General features: G+C 50.1%; 11 protein-coding genes. 3 read left to right on the forward strand and 8 right to left on the reverse strand.

The window, feature by feature from the left end; all coding sequences use genetic code 11:
* Window positions 1-225: 225 nt before the first annotated feature.
* The 5 genes from MET42_RS0109945 to MET42_RS0109965 are packed head-to-tail and all read right to left on the reverse strand — an operon-like array spanning window position 226 to window position 5,935.
* Complete coding sequence (locus tag MET42_RS0109945; RefSeq protein WP_019882801.1) at window positions 226-1,962, reverse strand: carbamoyltransferase; 1,737 nt, start codon at window positions 1,960-1,962, stop codon at window positions 226-228.
* A 33-nt stretch (window positions 1,963-1,995) separates the two neighbouring features.
* The gene (locus MET42_RS0109950; protein ID WP_232411463.1) at window positions 1,996-3,480 is read right to left on the reverse strand and encodes a lipopolysaccharide kinase InaA family protein; all 1,485 of its coding nucleotides are present in this window, start codon (window positions 3,478-3,480) and stop codon (window positions 1,996-1,998) included.
* Window positions 3,462-4,337: a 2OG-Fe(II) oxygenase gene (locus MET42_RS0109955; protein WP_019882803.1), complete on the reverse strand. Its 876-nt coding sequence runs from the start codon at window positions 4,335-4,337 to the stop codon at window positions 3,462-3,464. Before MET42_RS0109955 ends, MET42_RS0109950 begins: the two co-directional genes overlap by 19 nt.
* A complete protein-coding gene (locus MET42_RS0109960; protein WP_232411467.1) occupies window positions 4,334-5,143 on the reverse strand; it encodes a glycosyltransferase in 810 nt (269 codons plus the stop codon). Before MET42_RS0109960 ends, MET42_RS0109955 begins: the two co-directional genes overlap by 4 nt.
* Before the next feature lie 15 nt (window positions 5,144-5,158).
* The gene (locus tag MET42_RS0109965; protein WP_019882805.1) at window positions 5,159-5,935 is read right to left on the reverse strand and encodes a lipopolysaccharide kinase InaA family protein; all 777 of its coding nucleotides are present in this window, start codon (window positions 5,933-5,935) and stop codon (window positions 5,159-5,161) included.
* A 108-nt stretch (window positions 5,936-6,043) separates the two neighbouring features.
* Here MET42_RS0109965 and MET42_RS0109975 point away from each other — a divergent pair, with 108 nt between their 5' ends.
* The gene (locus MET42_RS0109975; protein ID WP_019882807.1) at window positions 6,044-6,916 is read left to right on the forward strand and encodes a lysophospholipid acyltransferase family protein; all 873 of its coding nucleotides are present in this window, start codon (window positions 6,044-6,046) and stop codon (window positions 6,914-6,916) included.
* 43 nt (window positions 6,917-6,959) lie between these two features.
* Here MET42_RS0109975 and MET42_RS0109980 read toward each other — a convergent pair whose 3' ends face one another.
* Both MET42_RS0109980 and MET42_RS0109985 read right to left on the reverse strand, forming a co-directional pair.
* A complete protein-coding gene (locus MET42_RS0109980) occupies window positions 6,960-7,664 on the reverse strand; it encodes a type 1 glutamine amidotransferase (protein ID WP_019882808.1) in 705 nt (234 codons plus the stop codon).
* 3 nt (window positions 7,665-7,667) lie between these two features.
* Window positions 7,668-8,210: an rRNA large subunit pseudouridine synthase E gene (locus MET42_RS0109985; RefSeq protein WP_019882809.1), complete on the reverse strand. Its 543-nt coding sequence runs from the start codon at window positions 8,208-8,210 to the stop codon at window positions 7,668-7,670.
* 10 nt (window positions 8,211-8,220) lie between these two features.
* Here MET42_RS0109985 and icd point away from each other — a divergent pair, with 10 nt between their 5' ends.
* Entirely contained in the window at window positions 8,221-9,459 is a 1,239-nt protein-coding gene (gene icd, locus MET42_RS0109990; RefSeq protein WP_024929165.1) for an NADP-dependent isocitrate dehydrogenase, read from the forward strand.
* An 85-nt stretch (window positions 9,460-9,544) separates the two neighbouring features.
* Here icd and MET42_RS0109995 read toward each other — a convergent pair whose 3' ends face one another.
* Window positions 9,545-9,748 (reverse strand): cold-shock protein, encoded by a 204-nt coding sequence (locus MET42_RS0109995; protein WP_013441419.1) that lies wholly within the window; start codon window positions 9,746-9,748, stop codon window positions 9,545-9,547.
* Between the two features lie 348 nt (window positions 9,749-10,096).
* Between MET42_RS0109995 and pilB the strand changes: the two genes are divergently transcribed.
* The gene (gene pilB / locus MET42_RS0110000) at window positions 10,097-11,818 is read left to right on the forward strand and encodes a type IV-A pilus assembly ATPase PilB (protein ID WP_029512398.1); all 1,722 of its coding nucleotides are present in this window, start codon (window positions 10,097-10,099) and stop codon (window positions 11,816-11,818) included.
* Window positions 11,819-11,837 lie beyond the last annotated feature (19 nt).

The raw sequence follows: 11,837 nt of genomic DNA on the forward strand, positions 1-11,837 counted from the left end.
TGAACTATCCTGATGAACTGCTTTGAACTTGCTATTTAGTCACAGTTTAGGGTCGTAATATATATGAATCCAAACAGGTTCCCTACCTGCGATTATCGCCAAACTGGTGCAAGACGTCAAACTGAATTACCAAATTTGATTGTTTTTTTAGACGATTCAATGACTTAAAACAATATAAACCGTTTGAGGGAACCAGTTTGAAGCGCACGCGCTTCAAACCAGCCTTCAGATAGATTTGGTGACCAGAATATCTTCCAGCATCAAATACTCAAGATCGCAGCCATAGAACATATTCAAGGCATCGGTCGGACTGCAAATCATGGGTTCGCCACGACGATTAAGCGAGGTATTAAGCACCACGCCATTCCCACGCAATTGCTCCAGGTGCTCAATCAACGCGTAATAGCGCGGGTTGGTTTCCTTGGTCACAATCTGCGCACGCGCCGTACCATCTTCATGCACCACTTCCGGAATACGTGCTTTCCAGGCTGGATTCACATCAAAAGTGAACGTCATATATGGCGCTGGATGCTCTGTTTGCAGAATATCGACTGCAATACGATCCAGCATACTGGGGCAGAATGGCCGCCAGCGCTCACGGTATTTAATTTGCGCATTGATACGGTCAGCTACGCCCGGAAAACTCGGGTCACCCAGGATGCTGCGACAGCCTAATGAGCGCGGGCCAAACTCCATACGGCCCTGGAACCACGCCAGTGGATTCCCTGCCGCCAGCAATTCAGCCGCTTTACGCGGACCATCTTCGACACGGGTAAAAACAGGCTTGGCCGGATGCGCCTCACAGGCGGCGATACACTCTTCGTTGGTGAACGCTGGGCCCAGATAGGCATGCTCCATTTTATGGATGGTTTCACCTGCTAAATGTGCAGCATAAGTTGCTGCGCCGAGGCTAGTGCCGTTATCGCCAGAAGCCGGTTGCACAAACAACTCTTTCACGTGCGGCAAGGCAATAATACGTTGATTCAGTTTTACGTTCAGCGCCACACCACCTGCCATCACAATCTTGCCGGTTTCGCGGATGATATCACCCAGGTAATACTCAATCATCTGCAATGCCAGCTCTTCCAGCAACTTCTGCACGCTGGCCGCGTAATGGATATACGGATCATCGATCTCGTCGCCTTTACGCTTGGGGCCCAGCCATTCGATGAGCCTGGGCGTAAAGTAATAACCTTTGGATTTACCATCGGCATCGGTCTCTTTATAACGGCGCAAGCCCACCACATTGACATATTCGGTGTTAATGATGAGTTCACCGTTTTCAAACTTGGCCAGACGACTTAAATCGTATTTATTTGGGTCGCCATACGGCGCCATGCCCATGACTTTAAATTCGCCATCCAGCATTTCAAAGCCCAAAAATTCAGTGATGGCACCATACAGGCCACCCAGTGAATCCGGGTCATAGAATTCTTTTATTTTGTGAATCTTGCCGTTTTCACCATAGCCGAAAAAGGTCGTCGCATACTCGCCTTTGCCATCAATGCCGACAATCGCCGTTTTTTCTTTAAACCCACTCAGGTGATAAGCACTGGAAGCATGTGCCAAATGGTGCTCCACCGGCACATATTTGGCTTTAGTCAGGCCCAGTTCGGCCATCAACTTGAGCGATTTGTCACGGTTGCGACGGAAACGGCGGTTACCGTTAAAAATCGCATCCAGCGCACGATCAGGCGCATACCAGTAACGCTTGGCATAATGCCAGCGCGCAGCCGAAGTCAATGGAATTTCACCGTAAGGGAAAGCGACGATATCCACCTGATCCGGCGTAATACCTGCCTGTTTCAGGCAAAATTGTGTCGCCTCGTAGGGCCAGTGATTTTTAGCGTGCTTGTCACGGATAAAACGTTCTTCTTCCGCCGCAGCGACAATCTTGCCGTCCACCAGAATGGCAGCAGAAGCGTCATGCCCCAAGGCACCGGATAAACCTAAAACAATCATGCAGAAACTCGCGTAATGATTTAATGGAAATAACTAAAGGGAAATGCCCGCCAGCCTGAGTGGCGTATGGTCCTGATAAATCAGGCTAAACGACTTAAGCAGTGCATTATACAGGGAAGTATCCTGTTTCCAATTTTGCAGCAGACGGCGGATATCTTTGACATGTGCACGTAAAGCCATTTGCGTACGGCGATGTTGCTGCATGCTATCGAGGTCGATGACCACAATCTCGCCCCGATCGGTCACTTGCAGGTTACTGGCTTTCAGATCGCCATGAGATACCTTGAGCAAATACCATTGATAACACAGCGTTACCAGCTGGCGAATAACCCGCTCACGCATATTGCTATCGGTGCACTGCTGGAAAAAGGTCAGTGCATCCGGCCATGGGCTGTAAGTGGACACAAAATAAGCGCGGCCGCGCATGCCGCAGTAGCGCTGCTCATACATTAACAATGGCTGTGGCGTCAGCATGCCGTAGTACTGCAAACGATGGGCATTACGCCATGATGCCGCGGCACGACTGGGTCGCCAGGCGCGGCTCAGGCCATGTAGCCAGTCCTTGATGTTATACCGCTTGATCACCACCGCCTGGTCTTGCAAATGCGTATGCACCACGGTACAGGTATTGCCTGGCTTCAGCACCTTGCCGACATGCATGGCCACTTCAAGTGCAGGCAAGTCTGTTGCATGTAAGCCGCCTGCCGCACTCACCGCCTGCGCGCTCTGGCTGGTTTGCTGCCAGGCAACATCGCTGCAAGTACGGAAAATTTTACGCGTGACATAGCGTTCAACCTCTTGCGCCTTCATTTGCTTGGCCAAGGTCAGCAATGTGGAAGATAACAAAGTAGGCGGCCACCCACGCGCCTGATCATACGTTGCCAGCAAGGGCGCCACCCAGGCATGCTGATCCAGCACCTGTACTTTTGAGATCAACTCAGCCAGCTGCCGATAAGCCTGGCGCTGGTTCAAGGTATGTTTCTGAATCCCATCACCATCCAGCGACCATACTTTATTATCCGACAGTAGAAAATTTTTAAGATGCAAATCCGTCTGCACCAAACCAGCCGCATGCTGTGCAGCCAGGGTTTGCACCAATTGTTTGAGTAACAGCAAGCCTTGTTCAGGGGGCAAGGTCTGGTATAACACATCGGCATTATCTGCGGGCGCGATAGCGGCATAGATCAAGATGCTGGCACGCTGGTCTGCGGAATGTCCTTGCCACAACAAGGCAGGCGTTGCCAACCCTGCTTGCGTGAGCCAACGCACGCCTTGCGCATCGCGTGAGGCATATTTTTCTGCCTGCGCACCGAGAAATACTTTAGCGAACACCGCCTTGCCAGACCATTGCGCGCGAAATACCCAGCGCCGCTGCGGCAAAACACGCACAGCGACCAGCCCGGTCAATACAGACTGGTCAGACAGCAGGATAGCGCCCGTGGCGCTATCAACAACATCACACATGGCAGGCGCGATGATCGCGTCATGCATTGCCACCATTAGCGGGATTTCCACCATTGCGCAATTTGCTGCAGCCAGCTAGCTTGCCCGGCGAATAACTTTTTCGCCCGTTTATCGCGTTTTTTCATCATTTTTTTCACTTGCGATTTTGTCTCTGCATCATCATGCGGCCTGGCCACATACAAGGTATGGCGAGAATCTCCCTGTTCATTCGGGATAGGCAAAGCCTGGTAGTAATACAGTGCGATCGACCGACGCGTAATGCCTTCCGGCGTCGTCAATGGATCAGGATGCCCATGAAAGCTGTCAGCATCTGTATTAAAAATCACGCAACGGTTAAACAAAGGCGCCACCGTTTGCTGCCTGGCCTGCATTTGCCTGTCCCATAACTCTAGATTACCGCCATACTCCGGCAGCCAGTCCTGGTTTAAATACACCAGCATATTGACGCGGCGATACAGTTGCAGGCCTTCATTGACCTGAAAGTCAGCATGGATGCCGAGCAAGCCGCCAGCAGACGTTTCGTGCAAGCCACCGCCCGCGAAATAGGGGTCTGGCAACAGACCTTTAAAACCGGTCAGGGTTTCAATAAACTGCAACATGGCGGCAGAGTTAAACAAGGCAAACGCCGCGCGCAAGGTCTCATCGCAATCATAGGGTGAAATTTGACGCTTATGTGTACCGCCATAGCCTTTTTCATACACCTTGTCATGCGCTTTGGGGTCTTGCGGAAAGTGATCCAGCAATAACTGTGTAAACGCGGCAGGAAAAATATTGTCGATTACCGCATGCGGAAACGGCTGCGCTTGCGCATACTCCTCAGCCAGCAAACTGCCAATATCTTTGGCCTGCTGCATATCCAGAGAAAATCCATTTCCCATTTCAATTGGCAATACCCCATCAGTCATGGTCATTTTGTTGTTTCCTGCTGTGACTGTAATTGTTTAAGCATGGCTTGTTTACGCTGTAAACGGCGGTTTTGCGCAGTATACCCGCTCACAAGCCCAACCGTTCCCGCCTCGACATGGTCAAGGTAACGAAACAAACGTGCCGCTGACATGCGCTCAATGACATAACCCTGCGCAACCAGCTTATCCTGCAATACATAGCCAGGAATCTGTTGCTGCATATAAAAACGGTAGCCTAGCTTTTTCATCAAACCCACGTTCCACAAGGCAAAAAAACTCTTGATATACGGCTCAATGTAAGGCCGGGCCTGGCGTGCAGGCAGGCCTAGCTGCTGCTTGATACGACGGCTGTGGTACTTGAAAAAGCCAGTGAATGCGCGCCAGAACAAACGCACATGGCCGCGGTTTAACTGATGCAAACAGCCAATCGCGGCAATATTAGGCTCGTGCTGCATGCGCTGCAAACAGTCAAGAAAAATTTGCGGCTCGTAAATAAAGGTATCGGTATGCATCAAAAACAGGTAATCCGTATTGATCGCAGCCAGAATCAAATCCAGGCCTTCACCGTGCGCAGCAAACCCCTGCTCTTTGCCTGGTGATGGGCGCTCAATTAAATGAATCCAGTCCAGGCTGCGCAAGTATGCTGTACTTTCATCCGCAGAATCATTATCCACCACCCAGACGTCGACGGCATTAGCATCCAGCGCCCCGCTATCGAAATGGCTTTTGATAAAACTCAAACAGGTACGGGTCAAATCCAGCGTTTTGTAATTCACCAGCCCGATGCTGAATCTTGGTAATGTGTGTGCCATAGACATGCTTATCCGTTAACGCTTGCTACGCTTGGTTATCCATTTGAGTAACTGGCGATCACACCAGCCTAACGGCCGCGTATACGTCTCACCATACAAATAATGCTTTAAAAAATAGAGGCGATCGCGACCACTCAGGTCTGCAGTATGCCGGTGTAATGCCGCAAGGTCGAAACGCGCACGACGCCAGGCGCCTAGGCTTTGCCTGGCTTTTTCCAGGTCAATCAGTGCCACATCAGGCGCGACGTCATCCGGCCGCACAAAAATATGCTTGGGATACAAAGCGCGATGCACCCAGCCCAGGTCGTGAAAGCGGCGAATCTGCCTGGCAACTGCACGTAACAGCTGCCTACGCGCATGCTGATTCAGCATGCTTGGTAAAAATTGCTCCAGATCGACAAAACCATGCAGATTTTCTGTGACCAGGATGGCGCGCTGATTGCCAGCCTGCGGCGATTCGGCATACATCAGCACTTTGGGCGCAGGAATGCCCGCCTTTGCCAGCGACTGCAGGCGATGGTATTCACGGCGGAAAGTCGGCTCACCAGCAAACGGATGCCATAAGGTGCGGCGACCATGATTCTGCTGCTTTTTCACAAACAAGGTCAGTGCAGGCAGATTTTCCTGCGGCAATACCAGCTTGCCGACACCACTCCAGCCACCGCGCCGCTGATTAGGCGCCTCAAACCAGGCGATATCACGCGTCCACCAGGCTTCAAACGTATCCAGCCCATGACGCTGCAGGGCCGCTTCGTAGACAGGATCTTGATAATGATTCAGGGAATGTTCCAAAATTAATTGTGCTGAAATAATTGACGCCAATGCGGGTTTTTAAACCACATTTTGTTAACATAAGAGCTAATCTCAAATTTTAACAGAATGCGTTTATAAATTAGCCTCATGTTGCTGTTTTTCTGCAAAACCATCGCTCGCCTGCCGTTGTCCTGGGTACATAGATTGGGGGCATTCTTCGGCTGGATATCTTATCTTTCTGACCACAAAAGCAATCGTATTGCGCTGGAAAATATTAAGCAAAGCGGTTTAGCTGCTAGCGAAGCGCATGCAAAACAATTAGTCAAAACCAGTCGCATCGAAGCAGGCAAGGCGATTCTGGAAACATTCTTTATCTGGGGCAACCCCACGGCAAAGCTGTTGCCATTGATACAGCAAGTGCATGGCTGGCAACATATCACTGAGGCGCAAGCACAAGGCAAAGGCCTGATTTTCCTCACCCCGCACCTGGGCTGTTTTGAAATCACGTCCATTTATTATGGCGAGCGGGCGCCCATCACCGTGCTTTACCGACCACCAAAATTGCAATGGTTAAGTGAGTTGGTTGTAAAAGGCAGGCAAAAAGGCAAAGTGGAGATGGCACCGGCCAATGCCAGCGGCGTGAAAAAGCTGCTACAAGCATTGAAATCCGGCCAAGCCATCGGCATTTTGCCGGATCAGATCCCCAGGCAGGGCGAAGGTGAATGGGCGGACTTCTTTGACAAACCAGCCTACACCATGGGACTAGCCAGTAAGCTGGCCAGCAAGGCAGACGCTGTCATTATCATGGCGTTTGGTGAGCGACTGCCCAACGGAAAAGGATTTAATATTCACCTGACACAGGTAGAGGATATTAGCACGCCTGCCCTGCTCAACCAGGCGATTGAGCGCCAGGTGGCACAATGCCCCGAGCAGTACTTATGGCAGTACAACCGCTTTAAACAGCGGCGTTACGCCCTGCACAAGTTAGAAAAAGCCCAGCAGGAGCAGGCTGAACGTTGATCGATCATCCACAAACACGCAGCGCTCTCACATAGCCAGTTTGCTAGGCCAGGCCTTGAATCCAGCGGCTGTACACTTTATCGGCCACACGGTGTAATACTTCGCAATCAGCTTCCACGCCGGCCAGCATGGTATCGGCAGATTGCACAGCGGGGCTGCTGGCCGCGCTGGCAATATCGTTTTTCCATTGCTCGGTCCATATTTTAACCATGCTCGGCGTCATTTCGATATGGCATTGCAAACCGATATGCTTACCCATCACGTAAGCCTGGTTAGCGCAATAAGCGCTGGACAATACATGCGTCGCACCCTCAGGCACCGTAAAGGTTTCACCATGCCAGTGAAAACTGTTAAAGCCTTGCAAGTCACCAAACCAATCGCGCGCCACGGCATGATCTGCCACTTGCACATCTCCCCAGCCGATCTCCTTGACCGGGTTTTTGCTGACCACACCACCCAGCGCCTTGCTGATGAGCTGGCCGCCCAGGCAATGGCCGAGTAAGGGCACATCGGCTTGCACGGCCTGTTGAATGAGTTGCAACAATGGCGGAATCCACGGCAAATCATCGTTCACGCTCATGGGGCCACCCATGAGTACAATGCCACTGTAATCATCGACAGAGGCAGGTACTGCCTCGCCTTTATCAATCCGTACTTCGCACCACGGAATAGCATGTTGCGCCAAAAAAGTGCCCAAATAACCAGCACCCTCGCAGCAAGCGTGCCTGAATATCACCACCGGTTTCATGATTTACCTTACTAAACTAACTTCCTGATATTGCCCAAGCAAGATTCCGTCCAACGTGTACGGCCCTATCGCATAACGAATCAAGCGCAAGGTCGGAAACCCTACGTGCGCGGTCATTCGTCGCACCTGGCGGTTCTTGCCTTCACTGATTTTAAGCTCCAGCCAGGTGGTGGGAATGTTTTTCCGCTCGCGAATCGGCGGCTCGCGCTGCCATAAATGGTCAGGTTCGGCGATGATTTTCACCTGCGCGGGCTGCGTGACAAAATCACCCAGATCAACACCCTGTTGCAATGGCATCAAATCTGCTTGTGTAGGAGCACCTTCTACTTGCGCCCAATAGGTTTTGATCTGTTTGTGTTTTGGATGACTTAAACGATGTTGCAATCCACCATCATCGGTTAAAATAAGCAATCCTTCGGAGTCAGTATCTAACCGCCCGGCTGCATATACGTTGGGAATCGGAATATAGTCTTTGAGCGTCGCGTGTTTTTCATGCACAGTGAACTGACACACGACGTTAAAAGGTTTGTTAAACAGTAATAACATGGAAAGCGCTATGTCTAAATTCAAGGTGCCAGCCACTGGCAGCAAAATCATTGTCAATGCCGATAATACCCTAAATGTTCCCGACCAACCTATTATCCCGTTTATCGAAGGCGATGGCATTGGTATCGACATCACACCACCCATGATCAAAGTGGTAGATAGCGCAGTTGAAAAAGCCTACGGCGGTAAGCGCAAGATCTCCTGGATGGAAGTCTATGCCGGTGAAAAATCCACGACCATATACGACAAAGACACCTGGTTATCTGACGAAACCATGGCGGCATTAAAAGAGTACGTCATCTCGATCAAAGGCCCATTGACCACGCCTGTTGGTGGCGGCATTCGCTCATTGAACGTGACGCTGCGTCAGGAACTGGACTTATACGTCTGCCTGCGCCCAATTCAATACTTCACAGGCGTTCCTAGCCCGGTCAAACACCCGGAAAAAACCGATATGGTGATTTTCCGCGAAAACACTGAAGACATTTACGCTGGCATCGAGTGGGCAGCAGGCACAGAAGAAGTGAAAAAAGTCATCAACTTCTTGAGTGATATGGGCGTGCGCAAGAAAATCCGCTTCCCTGAGGCCTCTTCCATCGGCATCAAACCAGTCTCCATCGACGGCAGCAAGCGCCTGATCCGCAAGGCGATTCAATACGCGATTGATAACAACCGTAAATCAGTCACGATTACCCACAAAGGCAATATCATGAAGTTCACCGAAGGTGGCTTCCGTGACTGGGGTTATCAACTGGCCAAAGAGGAGTTTGGCGCAGAGCTGATTGACGGCGGCCCATGGTGCAAACTGCCGAATGGCATCATCATCAAAGACTGTATCGCAGATGCATTCCTGCAGGAAATCCTGTTGCATCCGGAAGATTACGATGTCGTGGCCGCCTTGAACCTCAATGGTGACTACATGAGCGATGCGCTGGCAGCACAAGTCGGCGGCATTGGTATCGCGCCTGGCGCCAACCTGAGCGACACCATCGCCATGTTTGAAGCCACGCATGGTACGGCGCCTAAAATCGCCGGTAAAAACCTGGCTAACCCAAGCTCACTGATTTTGTCAGCCGAAATGATGTTACGCCATATGGGCTGGGTAGAAGCGGCAGACCTGGTATTGAATGGCGTGGCCAAAGCGATTGCCAGCAAACGCGTCACTGGTGACTTCAGTAGCCAAATGGAAGGTGCGACCCAAGTCGGCACGGCTGAATTTGGTGACGAAATCATCAAACAGATGGCATAAGTCCTGGCCACTGGCCTCGATTTGAATATAAAAAAACGGCTCGCAATTGCGAGCCGTTTTGTATTTTTTACCCCTAAAACAAAAATTATGCTTTTTGTATGTTTGAGGCCTGTTTCCCTTTGGGACCTTCAGTCACATCAAAGGATACACGTTGACCTTCTTTCAAGCTTTTATAACCAGATTCAACGATTGCGGAGAAGTGCGCGAACAAATCGTCACCGCCGTCATCGGGAGTAATGAATCCAAAGCCCTTAGAGTCGTTAAACCACTTTACGGTACCTGTTGCCATTTTACTTCCTTACTTTTTTACTTAACAGGGAGGCGCCCCAAAAGTTTGTCTCAAGTACTCCAGTCGCAATTAACAAGCTTTGCTTTACTTAAAGACGGCTACAAAAAACCTGAACCCAAACGCCTTAAGGATTTATAAGTTAGCATAATTTAAATGTCAAGACTAATTTTGTATCTTTTAACGAAAGCTAAAAAATACAATTAAAATTTGTATAAATGCTGCATGAGAGCCCGTCTTTTCTACGATTTGAATCTGTGATCCTCCACGTATACTAAAGTAAAAAGTATAGTGGTATCAGTACATTAACAGCCCTATTTCACTGTTTAGAAGACACGTTTAAAGACATCTATGGCAACACTGGAAAGTTCAAGAAAACTGGGAGGCATGGCGCGCATGCTGGTGCAATCTTCGCTGATGAACGAAGATGATGCCGCCGCATTGCAAGAAAAGTCCTCTGCACAAAAGGTCAGTTTTCTGGCGGCAACGTTGGCGCAAAAAAAGATTTCGGCTAAAGATATTGCGCAAACAGCCTCGAATGCTTTTGGCTTTCCCTTTCTAGACCTGGATGCGCTGGATCAAGACTCCCTGCCAGACAAAACCATAGACATAAAACTCATGCAGTCGCATCGGGTATTACTGCTGCAACAAAAAAGCAATGTTGCCTATATTGCGATCTCCGACCCGACCAATCTGCACTCGCTGGATACTATCCAGTTTCAGATGGGCGCTACGCTGTTCCCGATCGTGGTGGAAGATGACAAGCTGGGCAAATGGATCGATAAAATTGTCGACTCCAAAGATACCAGCATGTCTAACCTCAATGCCGGCAGTGACGATTTTGACCTGGGGATGGAAGAAGCTGGCGAAGAACAGGAAGCAGAAGTCATACAAGAAGTCGACGATGCGCCTGTGGTCAAGTTCTTGCAAAAAATATTGCTGGATGCCATTAACATGGGGGCGTCCGACTTGCACTTTGAGCCTTATGAAAAGTTTTACCGTATCCGCTTCAGGGTGGACGGCGTGTTAAGGGATATGTCGCAGCCGCCATTGGCTATTAAGGAAAAACTGGCCTCGCGCATCAAGGTCATCTCCAATCTGGATATTTCCGAAAAGAGAGTCCCGCAAGATGGGCGCATGAAGTTAATTATCACCAAAACCCGTGCCATTGATTTCCGCGTCAGCACCTTGCCACTGATTCACGGTGAAAAGATTGTGATGCGGATCCTGGACCCAACCAGCGCGACACTAGGCATTGAAGCACTGGGCTATGAGGCAGAACAGCAAGCTTCGCTACTCAAGGCGATTCACCGCCCCTATGGCCTGGTACTGGTCACTGGGCCGACCGGCTCGGGTAAAACCGTCTCACTGTATACTTGTTTAAACCTGCTCAATGACCCTGGCGTCAATATTTCTACCGCTGAAGATCCGGCAGAAATTCCTTTAGCGGGCATTAACCAGGTCAACGTGAATGATAAACAAGGTCTGACCTTTGCTGCGGCACTAAAATCCTTTTTACGCCAGGACCCGGACATCATCATGATTGGTGAAATTCGTGACCTGGAAACTGCAGACATGGCAATCAAGGCAGCTTCTACCGGCCATATGGTATTGTCTACGCTGCATACCAATGATGCGCCAACTACTTTATCTCGATTATTGAATATGGGCGTCGCCCCCTTCAATATTGCTTCTGCCGTGACGTTAATTACAGCACAACGCTTGGCCAGACGCTTGTGCAAGCACTGCAAAGTGCCTTTAAATGTGCCACAAGAGGCACTGCTCAAAGTGGGCTTTACCGAAGCCATGCTGGAAGGTGACTGGCAATTATATGGCGCGAAAGAAGGCGGCTGTGAACACTGCAATAATGGCTACAAAGGCCGTGTCGGTATTTACCAGGTAATGCCTATCACTGAAGCCATGGCGCAAATCATTATGTCCAACGGCAATGCGCTGGATATTGCCGCGCAAGCGAAAAAAGACGGTGTGAAAGATTTACGCGAATCAGGCTTACTTAAAGTAAAACAGGGCCTAACCTCGATTGAAGAAGTGGAAGCGGTCACCAATGAATAACTCCGGTGAGTCAATCAAC

Source organism: Methylophilus sp. 42, from assembly GCF_000384155.1.
In the GTDB taxonomy this organism is placed as follows: Bacteria; Pseudomonadota; Gammaproteobacteria; order Burkholderiales; family Methylophilaceae; genus Methylophilus.

Bases quoted from the DNA above. Each gene is read 5' to 3' on its own strand.
- MET42_RS0109945 (WP_019882801.1), bottom strand. From the start codon at position 1,962: ATGATTGTTTTAGGTTTATCCGGTGCCTTGGGGCATGACGCTTCTGCT.
- MET42_RS0109950 (WP_232411463.1), bottom strand. From the start codon at position 3,480: ATGGTGGAAATCCCGCTAATGGTGGCAATGCATGACGCGATCATCGCG.
- MET42_RS0109955 (WP_019882803.1), bottom strand. From the start codon at position 4,337: ATGACCATGACTGATGGGGTATTGCCAATTGAAATGGGAAATGGATTT.
- MET42_RS0109960 (WP_232411467.1), bottom strand. From the start codon at position 5,143: ATGGCACACACATTACCAAGATTCAGCATCGGGCTGGTGAATTACAAA.
- MET42_RS0109975 (WP_019882807.1), top strand. From the start codon at position 6,044: ATGTTGCTGTTTTTCTGCAAAACCATCGCTCGCCTGCCGTTGTCCTGG.
- MET42_RS0109980 (WP_019882808.1), bottom strand. From the start codon at position 7,664: ATGAAACCGGTGGTGATATTCAGGCACGCTTGCTGCGAGGGTGCTGGT.
- MET42_RS0109985 (WP_019882809.1), bottom strand. From the start codon at position 8,210: ATGTTATTACTGTTTAACAAACCTTTTAACGTCGTGTGTCAGTTCACT.
- icd (WP_024929165.1), top strand. From the start codon at position 8,221: ATGTCTAAATTCAAGGTGCCAGCCACTGGCAGCAAAATCATTGTCAAT.
- MET42_RS0109995 (WP_013441419.1), bottom strand. From the start codon at position 9,748: ATGGCAACAGGTACCGTAAAGTGGTTTAACGACTCTAAGGGCTTTGGA.
- pilB (WP_029512398.1), top strand. From the start codon at position 10,097: ATGGCAACACTGGAAAGTTCAAGAAAACTGGGAGGCATGGCGCGCATG.